Annotated in this window: 26 protein-coding genes; 17 read left to right on the top strand and 9 right to left on the bottom strand. The window is 31.8% G+C overall.

The genetic code is table 11. From position 1 onward, the window contains the following. Positions 1–378 precede the first annotated feature (378 nt). Positions 379–1,095: a Rha family transcriptional regulator gene (locus LW133_RS00570; RefSeq protein ID WP_233075485.1), complete on the top strand. Its 717-nt coding sequence runs from the start codon at positions 379–381 to the stop codon at positions 1,093–1,095. Positions 1,096–1,105: 10 nt separating this feature from the next. Further along, the gene (locus tag LW133_RS00575; protein WP_233075486.1) at positions 1,106–1,366 is read left to right on the top strand and encodes a transcriptional regulator; all 261 of its coding nucleotides are present in this window, start codon (positions 1,106–1,108) and stop codon (positions 1,364–1,366) included. 166 nt (positions 1,367–1,532) lie between these two features. Here the strand turns inward: LW133_RS00575 and LW133_RS07355 are convergent, their stop codons facing one another. Next, positions 1,533–1,664 carry a hypothetical protein gene (locus LW133_RS07355; RefSeq protein ID WP_269843696.1) on the bottom strand — a complete coding sequence of 44 codons (132 nt, stop codon included), beginning with the start codon at positions 1,662–1,664 and terminating at the stop codon, positions 1,533–1,535. 280 nt (positions 1,665–1,944) lie between these two features. Between LW133_RS07355 and LW133_RS00580 the strand changes: the two genes are divergently transcribed. Both LW133_RS00580 and LW133_RS00585 read left to right on the top strand, forming a co-directional pair. After that, positions 1,945–2,712 (top strand): DNA adenine methylase, encoded by a 768-nt coding sequence (locus LW133_RS00580; protein ID WP_233075487.1) that lies wholly within the window; start codon positions 1,945–1,947, stop codon positions 2,710–2,712. A 66-nt stretch (positions 2,713–2,778) separates the two neighbouring features. Beyond that, entirely contained in the window at positions 2,779–4,482 is a 1,704-nt protein-coding gene (locus LW133_RS00585) for a phage terminase large subunit family protein (protein ID WP_233075488.1), read from the top strand. Positions 4,483–4,503: 21 nt separating this feature from the next. On the opposite strand, the gene LW133_RS00590 is transcribed toward LW133_RS00585, so the two are convergent. Then, positions 4,504–4,770: an XRE family transcriptional regulator gene (locus tag LW133_RS00590; protein ID WP_233075489.1), complete on the bottom strand. Its 267-nt coding sequence runs from the start codon at positions 4,768–4,770 to the stop codon at positions 4,504–4,506. A gap of 433 nt (positions 4,771–5,203) precedes the next feature. Here LW133_RS00590 and LW133_RS00595 point away from each other — a divergent pair, with 433 nt between their 5' ends. Further along, positions 5,204–5,362, top strand: a complete 159-nt coding sequence (locus LW133_RS00595) for a hypothetical protein (RefSeq protein ID WP_233075490.1) — start codon at positions 5,204–5,206, stop codon at positions 5,360–5,362. Between the two features lie 562 nt (positions 5,363–5,924). On the opposite strand, the gene rplS is transcribed toward LW133_RS00595, so the two are convergent. From rplS to ffh, 6 genes are all read right to left on the bottom strand, one after another. Continuing rightward, complete coding sequence (gene rplS / locus LW133_RS00600) at positions 5,925–6,281, bottom strand: 50S ribosomal protein L19 (RefSeq protein WP_233075491.1); 357 nt, start codon at positions 6,279–6,281, stop codon at positions 5,925–5,927. Then, the gene (gene trmD, locus LW133_RS00605) at positions 6,278–6,985 is read right to left on the bottom strand and encodes a tRNA (guanosine(37)-N1)-methyltransferase TrmD (protein WP_233075492.1); all 708 of its coding nucleotides are present in this window, start codon (positions 6,983–6,985) and stop codon (positions 6,278–6,280) included. Before trmD ends, rplS begins: the two co-directional genes overlap by 4 nt. After that, on the bottom strand, positions 6,985–7,557 hold the full coding sequence (rimM, locus tag LW133_RS00610; protein ID WP_233075493.1) for a ribosome maturation factor RimM: 573 nt from the start codon (positions 7,555–7,557) through the stop codon (positions 6,985–6,987). Before rimM ends, trmD begins: the two co-directional genes overlap by 1 nt. Then, complete coding sequence (locus tag LW133_RS00615) at positions 7,535–7,792, bottom strand: KH domain-containing protein (RefSeq protein WP_233075494.1); 258 nt, start codon at positions 7,790–7,792, stop codon at positions 7,535–7,537. The genes rimM and LW133_RS00615 overlap by 23 nt, the downstream gene beginning before the upstream one ends. Before the next feature lie 25 nt (positions 7,793–7,817). Then, the gene (gene rpsP / locus LW133_RS00620; RefSeq protein ID WP_233036959.1) at positions 7,818–8,048 is read right to left on the bottom strand and encodes a 30S ribosomal protein S16; all 231 of its coding nucleotides are present in this window, start codon (positions 8,046–8,048) and stop codon (positions 7,818–7,820) included. 72 nt (positions 8,049–8,120) lie between these two features. Continuing rightward, positions 8,121–9,458, bottom strand: a complete 1,338-nt coding sequence (ffh, locus tag LW133_RS00625) for a signal recognition particle protein (RefSeq protein WP_233075495.1) — start codon at positions 9,456–9,458, stop codon at positions 8,121–8,123. Positions 9,459–9,728: 270 nt separating this feature from the next. Here ffh and LW133_RS00630 point away from each other — a divergent pair, with 270 nt between their 5' ends. Next, positions 9,729–10,133, top strand: coding sequence for a Fur family transcriptional regulator (locus tag LW133_RS00630; RefSeq protein WP_233075496.1), 405 nt, complete (start codon positions 9,729–9,731; stop codon positions 10,131–10,133). Here the strand turns inward: LW133_RS00630 and LW133_RS00635 are convergent. Continuing rightward, positions 10,130–10,711: a phosphatase PAP2 family protein gene (locus tag LW133_RS00635; protein ID WP_269843697.1), complete on the bottom strand. Its 582-nt coding sequence runs from the start codon at positions 10,709–10,711 to the stop codon at positions 10,130–10,132. The two genes, LW133_RS00630 and LW133_RS00635, sit on opposite strands and share 4 nt — an antisense overlap. Positions 10,712–10,841: 130 nt before the next feature. Between LW133_RS00635 and LW133_RS00640 the strand changes: the two genes are divergently transcribed. From LW133_RS00640 to LW133_RS00690, 11 genes are all read left to right on the top strand, one after another. Next, positions 10,842–11,858, top strand: a complete 1,017-nt coding sequence (locus tag LW133_RS00640; protein WP_233075497.1) for a flagellar basal body P-ring protein FlgI — start codon at positions 10,842–10,844, stop codon at positions 11,856–11,858. A 26-nt stretch (positions 11,859–11,884) separates the two neighbouring features. Next, a complete protein-coding gene (locus tag LW133_RS00645; RefSeq protein WP_233076163.1) occupies positions 11,885–12,157 on the top strand; it encodes a Rod binding protein in 273 nt (90 codons plus the stop codon). Continuing rightward, positions 12,154–13,179 (top strand): sensor histidine kinase, encoded by a 1,026-nt coding sequence (locus LW133_RS00650; protein WP_332908881.1) that lies wholly within the window; start codon positions 12,154–12,156, stop codon positions 13,177–13,179. Before LW133_RS00645 ends, LW133_RS00650 begins: the two co-directional genes overlap by 4 nt. 70 nt (positions 13,180–13,249) lie before the next feature. After that, on the top strand, positions 13,250–14,605 hold the full coding sequence (gene gdhA, locus LW133_RS00655) for an NADP-specific glutamate dehydrogenase (protein ID WP_233075498.1): 1,356 nt from the start codon (positions 13,250–13,252) through the stop codon (positions 14,603–14,605). A gap of 4 nt (positions 14,606–14,609) precedes the next feature. After that, on the top strand, positions 14,610–15,260 hold the full coding sequence (locus LW133_RS00660; protein WP_233075499.1) for an amino acid ABC transporter permease: 651 nt from the start codon (positions 14,610–14,612) through the stop codon (positions 15,258–15,260). Continuing rightward, positions 15,260–15,916 (top strand): amino acid ABC transporter permease, encoded by a 657-nt coding sequence (locus tag LW133_RS00665; RefSeq protein ID WP_233075500.1) that lies wholly within the window; start codon positions 15,260–15,262, stop codon positions 15,914–15,916. The genes LW133_RS00660 and LW133_RS00665 overlap by 1 nt, the downstream gene beginning before the upstream one ends. Before the next feature lie 9 nt (positions 15,917–15,925). Beyond that, a complete protein-coding gene (locus LW133_RS00670) occupies positions 15,926–16,663 on the top strand; it encodes an amino acid ABC transporter ATP-binding protein (RefSeq protein WP_233075501.1) in 738 nt (245 codons plus the stop codon). A gap of 48 nt (positions 16,664–16,711) precedes the next feature. Then, positions 16,712–17,533, top strand: coding sequence for a cysteine ABC transporter substrate-binding protein (locus tag LW133_RS00675; protein ID WP_233075502.1), 822 nt, complete (start codon positions 16,712–16,714; stop codon positions 17,531–17,533). 45 nt (positions 17,534–17,578) lie between these two features. Then, the gene (locus tag LW133_RS00680; protein WP_233075503.1) at positions 17,579–18,064 is read left to right on the top strand and encodes a hypothetical protein; all 486 of its coding nucleotides are present in this window, start codon (positions 17,579–17,581) and stop codon (positions 18,062–18,064) included. Further along, positions 18,064–19,914, top strand: coding sequence for a menaquinone biosynthesis decarboxylase (locus LW133_RS00685; protein ID WP_233075504.1), 1,851 nt, complete (start codon positions 18,064–18,066; stop codon positions 19,912–19,914). The genes LW133_RS00680 and LW133_RS00685 overlap by 1 nt, the downstream gene beginning before the upstream one ends. Next, positions 19,914–20,594 carry a YggS family pyridoxal phosphate-dependent enzyme gene (locus tag LW133_RS00690; protein ID WP_233075505.1) on the top strand — a complete coding sequence of 227 codons (681 nt, stop codon included), beginning with the start codon at positions 19,914–19,916 and terminating at the stop codon, positions 20,592–20,594. Before LW133_RS00685 ends, LW133_RS00690 begins: the two co-directional genes overlap by 1 nt. Positions 20,595–20,758: the final 164 nt, after the last annotated feature.

The raw sequence follows: 20,758 nt of genomic DNA on the forward strand, positions 1-20,758 counted from the left end.
AAAATATTTTAAAATAATAAGCTTTTTTATTGACTTTAGGTTTAAATTTTGTTATAATTTTAACATCAAAGGTTGATAGCTTCAACTTTTGAAATAAAAATAGAAAGGAGAGTTAAACAATGGAATTAGCAGAGAACCTTATCAACTTGCTAACAGCCATAATTTGCTTGATAACGGCAATTATCACAGCAAAAAACAAAGGGTAAGCTAAGGGGGCAGGTTGCCCCACCTTTTGTATATTGTTTAACTCGTCCTTTAATTATACCATAAGGGAGCTATTGTGTTACAAAGTATTTTAACCCTAATTTTAGCGGTATTGGTTTTAGGTTTGACATTAAAAGTTAATAAATTACATAAGGAAATTAAGGAGCTTAAAAAATGAATACCTTAATCTCTATAAACAATGTAAATGTATCTTTTGAAGTTGTTGGTGATGAGATTTTTGCCAACTCTTTACAAATAGCTGAAGTTTTTGAAAAACGACACGATATTATTTTAAGAGCCATTAAAAATTTACCAAAAGATAATTTTAACCACCACAATTTTGTGGCGGTTAAAATTAAAGACAAAAAAGGAGAGTTAAGACCTTGCTATAATCTTACCCGCGATGGTTTTTCTTTGCTTGTAATGGGATTTACAGGAGAGAAGGCTTATAAATTTAAAATAGAGTTTATCAAAGCCTTTAATGAGATGGAAAAACGCTTAAAAATTTTAGAGCAAGAAAACATCAAGAAACTAGCATTGCATCAAAGTTTAGGTTACAAATCCCAACTAGCACAACAAAAAGAAAAATATCAAAATAAAATCAAAGCATTACAATATGATTTAGATAGAGTGAAGAATACACAAGGGCTTAAAAGAAAGCTAAGCAATAAAGAACTAAGAGAACTTAAAAAAATCCTAGCAAAAGATTACGACATAATTTGTTTTGATAAAACTGATTGTCTACTATTTGCTGAAAAAGCTTCAGAAGAACATGATATAGAAAATCGCCACTCTATTTATAAAGGAATAAAAAACAAGTTTGAACGCAAATTAATATACTGGCAAAATTATGAAAAAATGGAAAAAAGATTCAAGGCTATTTTTAGATAAAATAATAATAGTGAAACAAAGGAGTAAAGAAGTGACAGCACAAGAGATAAAAGACTTTTGCAAGGAGCAAGGACTAACTTATAAGCAATTGGGTGAGCTGATAGGAATGACTGAACCTAGCATAAAAACAGCCTTAAGTATTGATAAAATTAGCAACCAAATTGAAGCTAGTATCAATTTGCTTAAAAAAGTTAAAGAGCAAGAACAAGAATTAAAAGAATTTAGAGCATTAAAAGAAATCTTAATTAATCTTACAAGACAGGATAAATAAGCACTTCTGCCGATGCCTTACCTTTATTAAGGCGTAGATATTTTAGCTAACCTTTTTTATATAATAATTTATTTTAAATAACATTTACTTGATTTTTAGTCGTTTTTATTATATAATTGTATTATCAAAAGTTAATCAAAATAACTTTTGAAATAAAAGAAAGGAGTTAAAAGATGGAGTTTTTAACCGCCATCATCGGTTTAGCCTCTGCTTTGATACAGCTTTTCATAATTTTACGAGAAGCTAAGAAAAAATCAAAGTAAGCAAAGGGGCAAAGGGGGAGAGTTCCCCCGCTCATCTCTTAACCTTTTTAAATTATACCAAAGGAGAGTGAAAATGGTAGATTTAGTCCAAAATATTTTAATATTTGTTTTGATTTTACAAGTTGTTTTTTTAACTATAAGGAGCAAAAAACAATAAAATAAAGCAAACAAATAAGACTAACCCCCCCCCAAGCCAAAGAATAGCATTAATGCCTTAGAGCTTTTATATTAGAATAAAAAAAGCAAAGAGGCAGGGTGCAAAAAAACTTAGAAAAATTATCAGACAATTAAGCAAAAAAAGATGGAGTAAGAGATTTGACCCCTACAACATTAAGAGCACCATTTGGCTGGGTTGGTGGAAAAAGTGCATTAGCAAAAAAGATAGTGGAATTAATGCCAGAGCATAAAATGTATATTGAAGTATTTGGAGGAGCATTAAATGTGCTTTATAGAAAGCCAATAGCTAAAAGAGAAATTATTAATGATATAAATGGGGATTTAATTAATTTGCATCAAGTGATTAAAAATCACCCAGAAACCTTGAGAGAAAAACTAAAAATGGAGCTAAAAAGCCGAGAAATTTTCAATCGCATAAAAAGAGGCGAATATGAAATAAGAGGTGATATTGATAGAGCCATGCAGTTTTATTATAGGATAAAAAATACCTTTGGCTGTAACCAGACCACATTTGCAGAAACATGTGTGAGGAATTTAGCAAAAGATTTTAAAAAGTATAGTGAAAGATTAAGAAGAGTAACTATTGAAAATAAAAGCTTTGATGAAATCATTAAACAATATGATAGAGATTATAGTTTATTTTATTTAGACCCGCCTTATGTTGGAACAGAGAAATATTATGACACTGGCTTTGGAATAAAAGAACATAAAGAATTAGCAGAATTATTAAAAAACATTAAAGGGAGGTTTATGCTAAGCTATGAGGATAATGAAATGATAAGAGAGCTTTATAAGGATTATTATTTTAAAACAATCACCATAGACAGAACATTAAGCAATAACACAGGGAAAAGAAAGAGAGCTATTGAATTAATCATTAGTAATTTTAAATTACAGGAAGAATAAAGCTAGAAGAAATAATTGCCTTTTTACTATATTAAAATAAAACAGCAAAGAGGCAGGAACAAGGCTATGGAATTAATACAAATATTTTGCAATAGTATTTTTATCAAACCGCGTTTAAATTTATTAGAGTGGAGTGAGAAATATAGAATTCTTAGCCAAGAAAGCTCTGCACATTTTGGAAGGTTTAAAGCATTGCCTTATCAAAAAGAAGTGATGGAAGAAATAAGCAATGAAGAAAATCAAGAGATTGTTTTAATGTGGGCATCACAACTTGGCAAAAGTGAAATATTAAATAACACATTAGGTTACTTTATCCATCAAGACCCCGCCACCATTCTTTTTTTATTGCCCACAGAAGATATTGCAGAAGATTATTCTAAAAGACGATTAGCACCTATGTTTAGAGATATTAAAGAATTAAGGGAGTTAATTTACAACAAGGATTCTAACAATACGATTTTATTAAAAAATTTTAAAGGTGGCAACCTTGCATTAGTAGGAAGCAATAGCCCTAGCAAATTGGCAAGTAAGCCCATACGCGTTTTAATCGTTGATGAGGTGGATAGATGTGAAATAACCAAAGAAGGTCATAGTATTGATCTAGCACAAAAAAGAACCAACACTTTTTATAATAGAAAAATCATTAAAGTTAGCACCCCCACAATTACAGGAAGTAGTGTCATTGAAAAAGAGTTTGAAGGAAGTGATAAAAGGCGTTATTATGTGCCCTGCCCTTATTGTAAATTCTATCAAACCTTAATCTTTAGTCAAATTAAATGGGAGAAAGATACTAAAGGAGAGCATTTGATTGATACTGCAAGATATATGTGCATTGAATGTGAGAAGTTATGGAGTGAAGAAGAAAAAAATAAAGCAGTAAGTAAAGGAAGGTGGGAGAGGGAAAAAGAGAGTAAAAAAGTAGGATTTTTTCTTAATGCTATCTACTCACCATTTTTTAAAATGAGTGAGATTGTAAAAGACTTTTTAGAAAGCAAAGACAATATCAATAAAATGCAAGTATTTAAAAACACTATTTTGGCTGAGAGCTTTGAGCCACCAAGCATTAAGCTTGAAGATGTAGAGCTTTATAAAAGAAGAGAAGATTATAAACCCACAGAACTGCCAGATGATATTATATTTATTACTGCGGGAGTAGATATACAAGGCGATAGAATTGAAATTGAATTTAAAGGCTTTGGACTAGGATATGAGAACTGGGGAGTGGAGCATGTAAGATTAATGGGCAATACTGATGAGAGTGCTGTGTGGGAGAGATGCTATAGAGAGCTTAAAAAACCTTTTTATACAAAGACTGGAAGAAAGATGATTTCCTCTGTTTGTTTAATTGATAGTGGGGATAAAGCCCAGAGGGTGTATAGTTTTGTAAAACTTGATAAACGATTTTTTGCAACTAAAGGTGCTAGTGAGAGTGAAAAGAAAAAAGATTTTGTAAATAAACCAAAGGAAATACAAAAAGGAGTGAAACTTTATTCCATAGGAACTTATGCAGGAAAAAGTGAGCTTTTAAGATTACTTAGAATTAAAGATATAGGAGCGGGATATTGTCATTATCCTATGAGCTATGACATGGATTATTTTCAAGAGCTAACCGCAGAAAAACTTACAAAAATCAAAACAAAAAGCGGGTATTATACTTATTCTTTTCAAAAGGTAAGAGAGAGAAATGAAGCACTAGATTTATCCGTGCTTTGTCTTGCAGGAGCTAAGATATTAAAGCTTGATAGCTTAATCATTAAAAAGGGGTCTTAAGAGAGGAAGTATTCTCATCTCCTAAGATTTTTCATTTTGCTCCTTCAAAAAAAGCATTAACTCATCATATTTTTTAGCTTTTATGATGATTTCATCATCAATATTACAAGCTTTAGTTTTAATGTAGTTTTCCAGCATGAACCTAACAAAAATTGGGTAAGGTGTGCGATAACCCCAATTATTAATTGTTGCATAAGGGATTCCACTAATTTCAGCCAATTGCTTTTTATTCAAGTTGGCTAATTTTAAAAGTTTTAAAAATTCATCTTTATTAATATAATCTTGCATTTTATTCCTTTGCATTTTATTCCTTTAATAAAAAGAATATTATAGCATAATGCTAAGAAAAAAATAAAGATTGATTAAATATCTATATTTTTTAAGCTTATTTTAAGTAGCAAAATGATATTATTACTACATAAGTTAGCAAATAACTAACTTATGAAATTATAAAAGGAGGTAAAAGATGAAAAAGTTAAGATTGATCGCGACAATCTTGCAAATCGCCTTTTACATAATGGCAATAGTCAAACTCTTAGTAAGTTAGACAAAGCCCTAGAGATAGGGCTTACTTTTTCATCTTTAGTTTATTTTATCAAAAAAAAGGAGTAATATGAGCTTAGATTTTATTTTAATCATAATTCTAGCAGGTTGGCTTAGTGTAAATGAACTTCGTTTAAGAAAACTAGAAAAAGAATTAAAGAATAAGAAAGGATAAGAAATGGGATTTTTCAGCTTTAAAACAAAAGACACAGATAAGGTTATTTACAATGTTTTTAGCAAACACTATAATAATGACGATGGTGCTCAGGTCGTTTATATGGTCAATCCATTAACACAAGAGACTTTTAAAGAAGAACATTATGAGGGCTATGTATAAAAAGCTTTCATTATTAAAGCTGGCACATTTTCTAGACTATATTTTTTTTGTATTTATTAGACAATTATTACATCTTAAATAGTTTTAAAGATTTTTAAATTTACCTTACTTGATAGGGTATTTTTGTAGATGAAATAGAGTTTATTATTAATGTAAAATGTATTGATGTGATGTGGTTTTTGTTTTTGGCTATGTAATAAAAATAATCATGCTTTGTGAGTATATTTCAAATACAAAGTATGTAGGGATGTATGAATTTGATAATTAAATATCTTTGCATAACATAAAACTATTAATAAAAAAATCTATAAAAATTAAAATAAGTTAAAGAGGAATTTATTTTATTGTTATTTTTTTTGAGTTTAAATTCTGCAACAATTTTTTCTTTAATCATCTAAAATATTAAAGATAGTATTTATTGATAAATTAGTGCTTTATTGTGGATTTAAGTTGATAAATCTCCTGATTGTCTCAATTTAGTTGGTATTATGACTATATTTTTTAGATTGTAAAAATACAAAATACATTCACCAGAATTGATGAATGTATGGAAAGGAGATAATTATTTTCTAAGCTCTCTAATTCTAGCAGCTTTACCTTTTCGATCTCTTAGATAATAGAGTTTTGCTCTTCTTACTCTACCGATTCTTAAAACCTGAATACTATCTAAGCTGGCACTGTATAACGGGAAGGTTTTTTCAACACCAATATTGTTAGCACCCATTTTTCTAACTGTAAAAGTTCTATCTACACCATTTCCACGAACAGCAATGCATAAACCTTCAAAATTCTGAATACGAGTTTTTTCACCTTCTTTGATTTGAATACCTAGCTTTAAGGTATCGCCCGCTTTGAATTGAGGAGCTTTTTTCTCACCGATTTGAGTTCTTTCAAAACTCTCGATATATCTATTTTTCATCTTTCACCCTTGTTGTAAAATTTCTGTAATTGAAATAAGTCTGGTCTAAAATACTTAGTTTTTGCCAGAGATAAATCCAGCTTTAAACCTTGCATTATACTATGATTTCCCTTTGAATACTCTGAAGGAGTATAAAAAAATTTATTTTTTTGTAATTTTATCTTAGTTTTTGAAAAAACCGGTGCTTCAAGAAGATTTTTTTCAAAACTTTCCCCAGATAATGATTCTTGATTTCCTAAAACACGGGGAATTTGTCTTGCAATACTATCGCAAAGACAAAGTGCCGCAAGTTCTCCTCCTGTGAGGATAAAATCCCCGATACACAATACTTCATCCGCATACATTTCAATAGCCCTTTCATCAAAGCCCTCATAACGACCGCAAACAAAAGCAATATTTTTTTTCTGACTGAGGCGTTTGGCATCGTGGTTATTAAAGAGTTTTCCACATGGGGTTAAAAAAATAATATGATGCGTGTTTTGAATAGGAGAGAGAGCGTTATGTAGGATTTCAAAATCTATAACTTGTCCAGCGCCTCCACCAATTTGTGTGTTATCTACTTTAAGATAGGGGTTTGTAGAAAAATTTCTGAGATTTGTTACTTTTATATGGATAAGGTCATTTTCTCTTGCTTTTTTAAGAATAGATTCTTCAAAATAGGGAGTAATGAGATTGGGAAATAGGGTAAAAAAATGAAAATGCATTAGCTTTCTTCTAAAATGGCTTTTGCATTTTGTGTTTGTATGGTTTTATTTGTGATGTCTGTTGTTAAAATAAATTGATTAATATAGGGGATTAAAAAGGTTTTTGTATATTGTTTACAGAGTTTTTCATCAGTTTGAATAATTAAAAAATCTGTATTTGTGATTCGTTGGATATCTGTAACCTTTCCTAATTTTTCATTATTTTCTAAAACCATACACCCTATGATATCAAACCAAAAAAACTCATCTTTATTAAGATGGCAATATTTTTTTGTGTCTTCAATGGAGCAGCTTAGCATACAATTGGTAAGAGTTTTTGCAGATTCTGGTGTCGTGATTTCATGGAATATAATAAGCTGTTTTTTTGAATCAAAACTTTTTAGGGTTAAAGATGTGGTATTTTTGTGAAATGAGGACATGGAAGTGGCAAAGAAAGTAGTGTTGGTTTGAAAAATCTCTGGAAAATCTGTAAGAATATGGCATTTCATTGCACCATGTAGACCAACACTTTTTCCAAGCCTTGCAACTTCTATAAGCGTGTTTTGAATATTATTTTGAATATTGCTCTTCATGGATTGCTTTAGCCATTACCTTGTAATTCAAACCATTTTTTGCCTTGCATCCTGATATAAAAGCTTTGATAGAGGCAATCATCTTGCCATCTTTACCAACAATTTTTCCTATATCTTCCGTGGCAGCAAAAATAACAAAGTCGTATCCGTCGGTTGTTTTTTCTTTGGATACACGTACACGCTCTGGGTTTTTGACAATCTTTTTTGTGTATTCGGTAAGAAAGTCTTCAATCATAAAAGGTATAAGATAGTAGAGATTCTTACTTGCTTGTAAGTTTTTCTACGCGTTCACTCATTTTGGCGCCTACGCTTTTCCAGTAGTTTAAACGTTCTTCATTAACTTTTACAGATGTATTTTCTAATAAAGGGTTGTAAAAACCAATAGATTCAATCCAGCCACCATCACGTCTTTTTCTAGAATCTGTAACTACGATGCGATAAAAAGGTTTTTTCTTTCTTCCCATTCTTGTCAATCTAATTACTGTAGCCATTAAAAACTCCTGTATTTTTGAAAATTAAAATTATCTGATGCGTTATTATACACAAAAACATTGTGTTTTAGATTATCTTTTAAAGTTTTGCATTTGCCCCATCATACTCATTAATTCTTGCATGCTTGCCTTGTTAGAAAATTTTTTTGCCATTTTTGCAGCATTGTCAAACTGTTTAATGAGGCGATTGATATCACTAACTTCAAGACCCGAACCTTGTGCAATGCGTTTTCTTCTACTTCCATTAAGCAAGTCAGGATTCTCTCTTTCTTTTGGGGTCATAGAATTTACCATAGCTTTGATATTTTTAATTTCTATGGAATTATCAAGATCTACATTTTTGAGCGCCCCTGCCATTCCACCAAGCCCTGGAATCATTGAGATAATTGAACTCATTGAGCCAAGTTTTTTGATATTTTCAATTTGAGCAATAAAATCCATAAAAGTAAATTGCCCTTTTTTAATTTTTTTGGTGAGTGTTTTAGCTTCTTTTTGATCAATAATGCTAGCTGTTTTTTCTGCAAGAGAAGCAATGTCTCCTGCTCCCATTAATCTTGAAACAATACGATCGGGAATAAAAATATCAAAATCAGGAATCTTTTCCCCCGTTCCAATGAAACGCAAAGGAATACCAATTTGATAAGCAATGGAAAGTGCTATACCCCCCTTGCTATCACTATCGAATTTACTTAGAATTACCCCACTTAGATCTAACTTTTCATTAAAACTTGCTGCAGTCCTTACTCCATCTTGACCACTTAAAGAATCTGCAACATAAAAAATTTCATCAGGAATAATTGCCTCTTTGATTTGTTGTAGTTCTTGCATAAGGTCTTCATCAATTGCTAAACGTCCAGCAGTATCGATAATTAGTACATCAAAATGTGATTCAATGGCTTTTTGCTTGGCGAGTTTTGCGATAGAGATAGGATCGTGGTTTTCTTCAATGCTAAAAACTTCTACTTCAATTTGTTCGCCAAGTTGTTTGAGTTGTTTGATAGCTGCAAGTCTTTGTAAATCACAGGCTGCAAGTAAAACTTTTTTGTTTTTTATTTTGAGATAATTTGCAAGTTTTGCGCTAGTTGTAGTTTTTCCACTTCCTTGAAGTCCTGCCATAAGAATTGTAGTGGGAGGTTTATTTGCAAAAACAAAGCCATAGGATTTACTAGTTTGTAAGATAGATAGAATTGCATTTTGCAAAGAATCTAAAAAGTTTTGTCTACCAATACCCTTTGCTTTTGTCTGACTTTCTACTTGTTGAATAATTTCTTTAGTCACTTTATGATGAACATCATTTTTTAATAAAGATTTTTTTAACTCGTCCAATGCTCTAGAAAGAGATTTTTCATCATCGTTAAAACGTATTTTTCCTACAACATTTCTAAAAGTACTTCCTAATGTATCAAACATTATTCTTCCTTAATCTTTTTTTTGATTTTTTTGGTAATTAAAATTTAATAATATTTATATATTTCATAGAACTCAAAGTATGCATTGAAAACAGATAAAATGTCCAATAATTTAGATTCTAACATAAAAAAATATAAAAAATTACAAAAAAAATGATAAAATCACGCACCTGTTTTTGATGGCAGGTATATAAGAGAGTTGTTAAGTTTCGTTAAAGTTTTATTCTTTAGTTCTGTAAGTATTTTTAAATTTAGCACATAAGGAAATCATATGAATTTCGAGACGCAATTGAAAGCAAAAAAACTTAAAGTAACTCCACAGAGAATGGCCATATTGAGTACGATTTATCAAAGTGGACATATTGGAATTGAAGAAATTTATGAAAAAATTAAAAAAGATTATCCATCAATTTCTTTAGCGACAATTTATAAAAACATCGCTTCGTTACATGAGGCAAATATTTTAAGGGAGGTAAAAGTTCCTTCTCAAAAACAAAAATATGAATTAGCATGCGAAAAACATCTTCATGTAGCTTGTGAAAAATGTGGTAAGCTTGAGGATGTGTATTTTGATGTTGAAAGTGTACTTAATGAATGCAGTAATGCTACAGATTATAAAATTCATGATATGAATGCAATGTTTATTGGTGTTTGCGCAAAATGTGCAAATAGTTAAAAACTATATTTGATTGTGGCGCTGTACTCTGTACCGCCCAATTTGTCTACTCCTATACTAGGTAAAAACACGAGATTTTTATTTTTAGGTTTATATTTTGAGGTAAAAAGCCATCCAAAACTCCATGCAATTGCTCCTCCTGTAATAACTTGCCATATTGTATGTTTTCTTGCATGTACTCTTGAAGCTGCAGTTGTGATTGCAAGAAGAGTGATGGGGATAGCAGGTTTCCAGCCGTAGCGATAGTAAACAAAAGCTGCAGCACTAAAAGCGCCTCCAGAATGTCCACTAGGCATCCCCTTATAATCTTCGCAACAAGGACGTTTGGAGAAAGAAACATCATAACCTTTTTTGTGTGCATATTCAAAACTTCTTTTGATAATTTCAATACTAGCTTGTGTGCTGATTGCTCCAAGCATTAGTTCTCCAAATCCGCGATAATCTTCTATTCCTAGTGAAACTACACCGACAAAAATTGGCATAAGTGTCAAAACATCTCCGATTTTTTCAAAAGCATCATTGCGTTGCGCGTAATTAAATTGTATGATACAAAGTAGGATAAAAAATATTTTTTTCAAAAATTCATCCTGATAAAAAATTTAGTGCACCATTATATCTAAAAATTGTTGTGCAAAAAATGGAAATTAAAAGTATGATGGAATAAAAATTGCTTGGTAATACCAAAGATAAATTCTCAAGGATGGAGAAATGAAAAAAATAATCTTAATGGTTTTATCTATTTTTTGTCTTTTTGGTGAAAAAATAGGAGATATTGCCAATATTGTAGGCGTGCGAGACAATCGTTTGATCGGGTATGGTCTTGTAATTGGCTTAAATGGCACAGGGGATAAAACAAGCTCAAAATTTACAATGCAGTCTGTGGCAAATATGCTAGAGAGTATGAACATTAAAGTCTCTCCTGAGGATATTAAATCTAAAAATGTTGCTGCTGTAATGATTACTGCAACATTACCTCCTTTTGCAAGACAAGGAGATAAGCTTGATATACAAATTGCTTCAATTGGTGATGCAAAGTCTATTGAAGGGGGAACTTTGGTGCTTACTCCTTTAAGTGCGGTAGATGGGAATATTTATGCAGTTGCACAGGGTAATGTGACTTTAGGAAGTTCAGAAAATATGTTAAGTGGTGTGATTAGTAATGGTGCTACAGTGGAAAAGGAAGTAGTTTTTGATCTTTATAATAAAAATGGTTTAACCTTGAGTTTAAAGCAAACAAATTTTCAAAATGCTATCAAGGTACAAAATATCTTAAATAAAACTTTTGGCGAGGGGTTAGCAAAGGCAATTGATCCTAGAACTATTAAAGTTTTAAAGCCAGGAGGAATGTCAATTATTGAATTTTTAGCATTGGTGCAAGAAATTAATATTGATTATACAAATCGTGAAAAAATTATCATCGATGAAAAATCTGGAACAATTGTTGCAGGAGTGGATATTATTGTACATCCAGTGGTGGTAAGTAGTGGTGATTTGACAATTAAAGTAACAAAAGAATATTTAGATGAAAAAGATTCTCAAAAAATTGACAATGACACATTGTTGAATCCAAATTATAATTTGATTAGTGCAAATGGAAAACCTACAACGATTTCAAGCGTGGTGCGCGCATTGCAAAAAATGGGAGTAAAACCAAAAACGATGATTTCAATCTTAGGTGCAATGAAACAAAGTGGTGCAATTAGTGCAGAAATTGAGGTGCTTTAATGCGTGTTGATGTGTCTTCTAGTTTGATGGCAAGTGTGGTAAATAAAAATCTAAAACCAAATCTGAATGCAAGTGATGAAAAATTAAAAGAACAAACAGATGCTTTTGAATCTTTGATTTTAAAAACCTTGCTAGATACCGCTTTAAAACTTGAAAATCCGCTTTATCCAAAAGAAGCAGGCAATGAGATTTATCAAAGTATGTATAAAGATACTTTGGCTAATAATTTAAGTGGAAGTTTTGGCTATAGTCAATTGCTTTTTGATTTCTTGAAAGAACAGCAGGCGGGAAAAAGATGAAGCAAAAAATTGGCGAGGAAGAAAGTGTCATTAGTAATGAATTATTAAATAGTTTTGATGCAAAAGATAAGCAAGAACTTTTGGATTTACTTAATGAATTTATTTTACAAAGTTATAGAATAGAAAAAGAGTTTAAAGATTACAAGTCTTTGTATGAAGGGGTTATTGAGATTATGCCCCAAGCAATTTGGGTGTTTAATGATAATGGCAGTATTTTTTATCGTAATACACAAGCTAAACAACTTCAAGAGATTTTGGCAAATCTTTCAGATTTTCCTCAAGAAATTGATTATAAAAAAAAGACTTATTTGGTACAAGGTAATGTGTTAGAAAATAAGCAAATTATTACAGCCACAGACATTACTGTGCAAAAGCGTCAAGAAAGATTGGCAGCTATGGGACAGATTTCTGCGCATCTAGCCCATGAAATACGAAATCCTATTGGATCAATTTCTCTGCTTGCCGCGACACTTTTAAAAAAGGTGGATACTGCTACAAAACCTATTATTTTTGAATTACAAAAATCGCTTTATCGTGTAGAGCGGCAAATCAAGGCTACTTTACTATTTTCCAGAGGTTTAAATATTACACGGGAGAATTATTATTTAATGGATTTGCAACAAGAGCTTATGATGATTGTTGATCAATATACTTACACCAAAGAAATTTTTGTGCGTTATGATTTTATAGATTCTATGGTGAATTTTGATTTTGATTTGATGGGCATTGTTTTGCAAAATTTTATTTATAACGCTATTGATGCAATTGAGGATGGGGATTGTGAAAGTGGGAAGATAAAAATTTGGACAGAAAAAAAGAAAGATGAGCTATATTTTTTTATACAAGATAATGGAAGGGCTATTGAGAATAAAAATGTTTTATTTGAGCCATTTGAAACGACGAAATTTAAGGGAAATGGCTTAGGGTTAGCATTAAGCTTACAGATTGTTGAAGCGCATGGAGGGTATATTGAGCTATTTGATGAAGAAAAAAAGATTTTTAAGATTATGATTAAACAATAAGGCTTTTTATTATAAATACTTAAAAATCTGTTAGAATCAAAAACATTTAAACGAATTTGAGGAGTAGCTGATGAGTGATTATATAAAGTCTATTATCGAAAGAGTAAAAAGAGAAAATCCTAATGAGCTAGAGTTTCATCAAGCGGTACAAGAAGTTGTCACATCCTTAAGACCCATATTAGAGAAAGAAAAAAAATATAAAGATTATGCAATTTTAGAGCGTTTGATTGTGCCAGATCGAGAAATTGGATTTCGTGTGACCTGGGTGGATGATCAAGGAAGAGTACAGGTAAATCGGGGCTATAGAGTTGAATTTAATAATGCAATTGGACCTTATAAGGGGGGGTTAAGATTTCATTCTAGCGTAAAACAGGGGATTGTAAAATTTCTAGGCTTTGAACAAGTATTTAAAAATTCTTTAACAACGCTTGCTATGGGAGGTGGAAAAGGTGGAAGCGATTTTGATCCTAAGGGAAAAAGCGATGGAGAAATTATGCGATTTTGTCAATCTTTTATGAATGAGCTTTATAGGCATATTGGTGCACATACAGATGTTCCTGCAGGAGATATTGGTGTTGGGGGTAGAGAAATTGGGTTTTTGTTTGGACAATATAGAAAACTTACCAATCGTTTTGATGGTGTATTTACAGGAAAAGGGTTAGATTGGGGCGGAAGTTTGGTAAGGCCTGAGGCAACAGGTTATGGTGCAGTATATTTTGCAGAAGAAATGCTAAAGGCTAGGGGTGAGGGCTTAGAAGGTAAAATATGTGCAGTTTCGGGAAGTGGAAATGTGGCAATTTATACGATAGAAAAACTTTATCATTTAGGGGCTAAACCTGTTACTGCGAGTGATTCTAGAGGTATGGTTTATGATTCTGAGGGGATTGATTTAGAACTTCTTAAGGAGATAAAAGAACAAAAGCGCATGAGTTTAGAGGAATATAAGAGAGTAAAACAAAGTGTACAATATATCCCTGTAGAAGAATATAAGCAAGGCACGCATGCAGTTTGGAGTTTTCCGTGCTTTGCAGCTTTTCCAAGCGCTACAGAAAATGAGTTAAATTTAGAAGATGCAAAAATGTTGCTTGCAAATGGTTGTAAATGTGTGAGCGAAGGGGCAAATATGCCATCAACATTAGAAGCAATGGATTTATTTTTGCGTTCTAAAATTTGCTATGGACCTGGCAAGGCAGCAAATGCAGGGGGTGTTGCAGTGAGTGGTTTGGAAATGTCACAAAATGCAAGTATGCATAGATGGGATTTTCAAAAAGTGGATCAAAAACTTCGCAGTATTATGGAAAATATCTTTATAAATTCTTCAAAAACTGCAGAGGAGTTTGGTGACCCTACAAATTTGGTGATGGGAGCAAATATAGCAGGATTTAGAAAAGTTGCTAATGCAATGATTGATCAAGGTGTGATTTAAAAAAATGGATTTTTCATTTATTGTTACGCATGTTCCATTATTTTTGAAAGCATTGTTGCTTACATTAAAGATTTCTTTTTTTGGAATTTTAGGGGCAATTATGCTTGGATTACTGGTTAGTTTTATAGTTTTTTATAGGGTGAAATATTTTTATGGTCTTGCAAAATTTTACATTGAGCTTTCGCGAAACACTCCATTACTAATTCATCTCTTTTTTTTGTACTACGGATTGGCACAGGTAGGTATTAAAATCGAAGCTTATTATTGTGCGATTATTGGATTGATTTTTTTGGGTGGCAGTTATATGGCAGAAAGTTTTAGAATTGGTTTGGAAGCCGTATCTAAAATACAAATAGAAAGTGCTAAAGCATTGGGGTTAAGTACAAGGCAGATTCTAACTTTTGTTATTTTTCCTCAATCCTTGCTTTATACGTTACCATCTTTGGGGGCTAATGTGATTTTTTTGTTGAAAGAGACTTCTGTGGTGAGCGCAATTGCATTGGCAGATATTGTTTTTGTGACAAAGGATTTGATTGGTACTTATTATAAAACTACAGAGACATTGCTAGTTTTAATTATTATTTATTTAGTGGTCTTATTGCCACTTTCTTTATTGTTTTTTTGGTTTGAAAAAAGATATAAAAGGATTTTATAGTGGAGGTTTTGTGGGATTTTAATGTGTGGCTTCGCCTTTTTGAGGGGGTGAAAAATACACTATATATTTCATTTATTGCAATTTTTATTTCTATTGTTGGAGGTTTTTTACTTGGTTTGTTTATGCAGAGTAAATGGGTATTGATAAGAGGGGTTTGTCGTTTATATCTAGAAGCTATTAGAATCATACCTCTTATTGCATGGCTATTTGTTGTGTATTTTGGTCTTGCACAATATTTTAGTTTAGGGGCATTGCAATCAAGTATTTTGGTTTTTAGTTTGTGGGGGATTGCAGAAGCAGGGGACCTGGTAAGAGGTGCAATGAGTGCAGTTCCAGTACATCAGACAGAGAGTGCTAGGGCATTGGGATTAGATGCAATGCAGATAAAAATTTTTATTGTGATTCCACAGGCAGTTTTGCAGCTGTTGCCCTCAAGTCTTAATCTTTTTACACGTATGATTAAAACTACAGCATTGGTGTCTTTAATTGGTGTAGTGGATTTGTTGAAAGTAGGGCAGCAGATTATTGAGACAAAAAGTTTAGAATCCCCTATGATAAGTTTTTGGATTTATGGATTAATTTTTGTGATTTATTTTTTATTGTGCTATTGCCTTTCTTTTTTAGGTGAGCAATTAGAAAAACGAATAAAAAATTAGGATGGAAATATGTCAATAATTTTGGAGACAAGAAATTTAAAAAAAGTTTATGCAAATCATAATGTTGTGTTAGATGGCATTAATGTACAGGTAAAAAAAGGTGAAGTAGTTGTTATTTTGGGACCTAGCGGATGTGGGAAAAGTACTTTTTTGAGATGTCTGAACGGGCTTGAAGATATTCAAGGTGGTGAAATTTTGCTAAATCAAAAAGTTTTGAATTTACAAAAAGATTGGCATGATGTGCGTCAAAAGGTTGGTATGGTTTTTCAAAATTATGAGCTTTTTCCTCATATGAATGTTTTGGAAAATATTTTATTGGCCCCCTTAAAGGTGCAAAAAAGAAAACGAAGTGAGGTTCAGGAAAAGGCTGTGGAAATCTTAGCACGCATGGGACTAAAAGATAGGCTTTATGCTATGCCAAAACAATTGAGTGGTGGGCAAAAACAAAGAGTAGCGATAGCTAGAGCGTTGTGTACAAATCCAGAAATTTTGCTTTTAGATGAGATTACAGCATCTTTGGATCCTGAGATGGTAAAAGAAGTGTTAGATATAGTTTTAGAGCTTGCAAAAGAGGGAATGACAATGATTATCGTGACACATGAAATTAAATTTGCAAGTTTGATTGCGGATAGAATCTTATTTTTTGAAGGGGGGAGGGTGTTGGCAGATATGGCGCCAGATGATTTTTTTTCGCAAAAAGAAAATGAACGCATTAAGAGATTTTTAAATATTTTTGATTTTCAATAATTTGTGTAAAATTTGATTTTTGTTATTAAAATTAATAAAGGATATATAATGAAAAAGATTAATATAATAATAGCAATTTTTGCAAGTATGTTTTTTTGGGGTTGCTCAAATGGGGATCATCAAGAAAATGGAATGCTAGAAAATATAAAAAAAAGAGGAGTGCTTAAAGTAGGGGTTTTTAGTGATAAACCACCTTTTGGGTATGTGAATGAGCAAGGGGAATTTGATGGTTTTGATGTATATATTTCTAAAAAGATTGCAAAAGATCTTTTGGGTGAAAAAGGAAAGGTGGAATTCATTCCCGTGGAAGCAGCAGCTAGGGTGGAGTTTTTAAAATCAAATAAAGTAGATTTGATTATGGCAAATTTTACAAAAACAAAAGAGAGAGAGGCGGTTGTAGATTTTGCAAAACCTTATATGAAAGTATCTCTAGGAGTGGTATCTAAAGAAGGAAAAATCAAAGATATTTCGCAATTAAAGGGGCAAAAACTTATTGTTGATAAGGGGACTACAGCAGATTTTTACTTTACAAAAAATCATCCTGAAATTGAGTTATTAAAATACGATCAAAACACAGAGGCATTTTTGGCATTAAAATCTCATAGAGGTGTGGCATTGGCCCATGATAATACTCTACTTTTTGCATGGGCAAGGTTAAATACACCTTTTATGGTGGGGATTGATGTTTTGGGAGATGAAGAGGTAATTGCACCTGCGATAAAAAAGGGCAATAAAGATTTTTTGGATTGGTTGGATCAAGAGATAGATAAACTTACTAAAGATGGTTTTATGCAAGAAGCATATGATGTGACATTAAAACCTATGTATGGTGTTGATATTAAGTCAGAATCTGTGATTTTTGAAAAATAAGAAAAAATAGATATAATTAGCTCTAACACCCAATAAAGGATAAAAATGAAAAAGATTATACTTGGTTTTACATTATTTGCAAGTAGTGTTTTTGGTGTGCATTTGGGGAATTTTCAAATCACTCCTGAAATTGGTGGAAATATTGGTTATGAGGATACTTCACATACAAAATTTACTTATGGTGGTTATACAAGAATTTGGCTTGGAGTTTCTAGATTTGTAATTGCCCCTCAAGTAAAATATGATGTAATGTATCAAACAAAGAGTGTTTTTAAGAATTTACAAGTTGGTGGCTTGCTTGGTTTTGAAGTACCTGTGATTCCTATTACTCCTTACATTGGTGCAAGTTGGTCAACATTTTACAATATAGGATTAGGGGATACTGCGGCATTGAATTATGGTATCAAGCTCGATGTTCCATTGATTCCATTTCTTACAATTGGTATAGATGGTGTGTATCAGGCACCAAAAGCTGGTGGTAGTCGTTTTAGTATGAATCGTATTGGCGTGACACTTGGTCTTGCATTTTAATGCTACAAGATTTTTTAGATCTATTTCATAAAAATGATCAGTTAAGGGTTATTGATTATCCCTTAGATGTTTATCTTGAAATTCCTCATCTGGCGTATTTAGAAGCAAAAAAGCCAGATGGAGGAAAAGCACTTTTGTTTACAAATCCTATTAATAAAAAAGAAAATAAAAAATTTGATATTCCAGTTTTGATGAATCTATTTGGTTCTCCAAAGAGAGTAGAATTGATTTTTAAGCAAACAGGTGAAGAGATCGCAAAAGATATTAACGCACTCTTGGAGTTTCGTCCCCCAAAAAATTTAAAAGAGTTTTTTGGTAAATTTAATCAAATGGCAAATTTGCGACATATTTTTCCTAAAAAAAGAAGATTTTTTAAACCAGATTTTCAGGAGATAATTTATCAAGGACAAGATGTTGATCTTTATAAATTACCTATTTTGACAACTTGGGAAAATGATGCTGCTCCTTTTATTACAATGGGACAGATTTATACACAAAGTCTTGATGGAACAAAAAAAAATTTAGGTATGTATCGCTTGCAAATTTATGATAAAAATCATTTAGGTTTGCATTGGCAAATTCATAAAGATGGACAACATTTTTTTAATGAATATAAAATGGCGGGCAAAAAAATGCCTGTAAGTATTGCTTTAGGTGGTGATCCACTTTATACTTGGTGTGGGCAAGCACCACTGCCTTATGGGATGTATGAGTTGATGCTTTATGGATTTATTAGAAAAAAGAGTGCGCAGGTGGCACAATGTTTTAGCAATCCTTTGTATGTGCCTAGCGATGTAGATATTGTGATTGAGGGCTGGGTAGATCCTAATATTATGCGTTTAGAAGGACCTTTTGGGGATCATACAGGGTTTTATACACCTATTGAACCTTATCCGGTTTTGGAGGTCAGTGCGATTACGATGAAAAAAAATCCAATTTTTCCTGCTACGGTGGTAGGAAAACCACCTTTGGAGGATAAATATATGGGGGCATTAACTGAGCGGATTTTTCTTCCTTTGTTGCAAAAAACTGCTCATGGTTTGCTGGATTATTTTATGCCAGAAAATGGAGTATTTCATAATTTAATTTTTGCAAAAGTTGATGCTAAATACACAGGACATGCCAAGCAATTAATGCATAGTTTTTGGGGTGTAGGACAAATGAGTTTTGTAAAGCATGCAATTTTTGTAGGTAAGGACGCTCCTAGTTTTAGTGACTATGAAGCATTATCAATGTATATTTTAGATCGTTTTGATGTGAAAAATTTGATAATTAGTGAAGGAGTGTGTGATGCTCTTGATCATTCTTCTAATGATTTTGCTTATGGTGGAAAGCTTGGTGTAGATGCTACACAAGGTATATGTAAGCGGGATTTTATTCTTAGAGATTCACAAGATTTATTATTTGCATTGCAGAAAAATATACCTGAGGTTATAGATTTGCAGCAATATTTTATTGATAGCAATACGCCTATTTGTGTAGTGGGAATCAAAAAAGATCAAGTGAGTGTTTTAGAATTGTTAAAAAAGATTGATCAAGAAATCTTATATTCCCTAGGGATTGTGTTTTTTGTAGATTATTATAAAAATGATTTAAAGAATCCTTATATGTTGATTTGGCGGATTACAAATAATATTGATGCAAAGAGGGATTTGCAAATTATGGAAAAAACCTTGTTTGTTGATGCGACAGATAAAGGAGTTATGGATGGATATCATAGAGAATGGCCTAAGGAGACGGATTGTACACCTAGTGTATTGCAAAATTTAAAATCCTATGGGGTGTTAGAAGGGGTTAGTGAGAAAATGCTAAAAAAATTCCATATTTGCGGATTTAAAAAGGAAGAATGATGCAGGGATTGAGAGAAAAATTAGACTTTGTTTTACAAAAAATTGAGCGTGCTAGAATTGCGTATAGTCGACATCATATCATTAAACTTGTGGCAGTTTCAAAATATAGCGAAGTAGAAAAAATTACAGAGCTTTATCATTGTGGTCAAAGAGCTTTTGGGGAAAATAAAGTTCAGGATTTAAGAGATAAAAAGCAAGAAATGACACTTTTTCCAATTGAATGGCATTTTATTGGAAATCTTCAACGCAATAAAATTAATCTCTTGCTAGATCTTAATCCTTTTTTAATACATTCTGTAGATAGTTTAGAATTGGCACAAGAAATTGAAAAAAAATGTGCTTTACAAAACAAAAGTGTTCGTATTTTATTACAGGTTAATAGTTCTTATGAAGAAAGTAAAAGTGGTGTGTCACCAGAAGAATGCGTGGAGGTTTATCATCAGATTTTGCAAAAATGTCCACATTTGAAATTAGAAGGATTGATGTGCATGGGTGCACATAGCATAAAGATTGATGCAATTGAAAAATCTTTTAAAATCACCAAAGATTTATTTGATTCTTTACAGGGTGTTGGCGCAAAGACACTTTCTATGGGGATGAGTAATGATTATGAAATTGCCATTGCTAATGGTGCAAATTTATTACGTATCGGATCTGAAATTTTTAAAAGTTCATTTTGAATATTAAACAGCTAAAAAGCCTTCTTTTTTAGAAAAAACAAAAGAGACAAGAAACGGCATAGTAGAATGTAATTAAAGATTTGAAGGAATTTGGATTAATCTACAAGCAATTAGTAGAATAATATAGGGTGTAATAGAGATAGTATTAATACTATGGCAGGAAA

This window comes from Helicobacter anatolicus (assembly GCF_021300615.1).
Lineage (GTDB): Bacteria > Campylobacterota > Campylobacteria > Campylobacterales > Helicobacteraceae > Helicobacter_H > Helicobacter_H anatolicus.

Excerpts from the sequence above, each read along its gene's own strand:
- LW133_RS00650 (WP_332908881.1), top strand. The coding sequence starts at position 12,154 with ATGAAGCAAAAAATTGGCGAGGAAGAAAGTGTCATTAGTAATGAATTA.
- LW133_RS00685 (WP_233075504.1), top strand. The coding sequence starts at position 18,064 with ATGCTACAAGATTTTTTAGATCTATTTCATAAAAATGATCAGTTAAGG.
- LW133_RS00690 (WP_233075505.1), top strand. The coding sequence starts at position 19,914 with ATGCAGGGATTGAGAGAAAAATTAGACTTTGTTTTACAAAAAATTGAG.
- LW133_RS00670 (WP_233075501.1), top strand. The coding sequence starts at position 15,926 with ATGTCAATAATTTTGGAGACAAGAAATTTAAAAAAAGTTTATGCAAAT.
- LW133_RS00680 (WP_233075503.1), top strand. The coding sequence starts at position 17,579 with ATGAAAAAGATTATACTTGGTTTTACATTATTTGCAAGTAGTGTTTTT.
- LW133_RS00590 (WP_233075489.1), bottom strand. The coding sequence starts at position 4,770 with ATGCAAGATTATATTAATAAAGATGAATTTTTAAAACTTTTAAAATTA.
- rplS (WP_233075491.1), bottom strand. The coding sequence starts at position 6,281 with ATGAAAAATAGATATATCGAGAGTTTTGAAAGAACTCAAATCGGTGAG.
- gdhA (WP_233075498.1), top strand. The coding sequence starts at position 13,250 with ATGAGTGATTATATAAAGTCTATTATCGAAAGAGTAAAAAGAGAAAAT.
- LW133_RS07355 (WP_269843696.1), bottom strand. The coding sequence starts at position 1,664 with ATGAGCGGGGGAACTCTCCCCCTTTGCCCCTTTGCTTACTTTGATTTT.
- LW133_RS00645 (WP_233076163.1), top strand. The coding sequence starts at position 11,885 with ATGGCAAGTGTGGTAAATAAAAATCTAAAACCAAATCTGAATGCAAGT.
- trmD (WP_233075492.1), bottom strand. The coding sequence starts at position 6,985 with ATGCATTTTCATTTTTTTACCCTATTTCCCAATCTCATTACTCCCTAT.
- LW133_RS00615 (WP_233075494.1), bottom strand. The coding sequence starts at position 7,792 with ATGATTGAAGACTTTCTTACCGAATACACAAAAAAGATTGTCAAAAAC.
- rimM (WP_233075493.1), bottom strand. The coding sequence starts at position 7,557 with ATGAAGAGCAATATTCAAAATAATATTCAAAACACGCTTATAGAAGTT.
- LW133_RS00595 (WP_233075490.1), top strand. The coding sequence starts at position 5,204 with ATGGGATTTTTCAGCTTTAAAACAAAAGACACAGATAAGGTTATTTAC.
- LW133_RS00640 (WP_233075497.1), top strand. The coding sequence starts at position 10,842 with ATGAAAAAAATAATCTTAATGGTTTTATCTATTTTTTGTCTTTTTGGT.
- LW133_RS00630 (WP_233075496.1), top strand. The coding sequence starts at position 9,729 with ATGAATTTCGAGACGCAATTGAAAGCAAAAAAACTTAAAGTAACTCCA.
- LW133_RS00570 (WP_233075485.1), top strand. The coding sequence starts at position 379 with ATGAATACCTTAATCTCTATAAACAATGTAAATGTATCTTTTGAAGTT.
- LW133_RS00660 (WP_233075499.1), top strand. The coding sequence starts at position 14,610 with ATGGATTTTTCATTTATTGTTACGCATGTTCCATTATTTTTGAAAGCA.
- rpsP (WP_233036959.1), bottom strand. The coding sequence starts at position 8,048 with ATGGCTACAGTAATTAGATTGACAAGAATGGGAAGAAAGAAAAAACCT.
- ffh (WP_233075495.1), bottom strand. The coding sequence starts at position 9,458 with ATGTTTGATACATTAGGAAGTACTTTTAGAAATGTTGTAGGAAAAATA.
- LW133_RS00585 (WP_233075488.1), top strand. The coding sequence starts at position 2,779 with ATGGAATTAATACAAATATTTTGCAATAGTATTTTTATCAAACCGCGT.
- LW133_RS00675 (WP_233075502.1), top strand. The coding sequence starts at position 16,712 with ATGAAAAAGATTAATATAATAATAGCAATTTTTGCAAGTATGTTTTTT.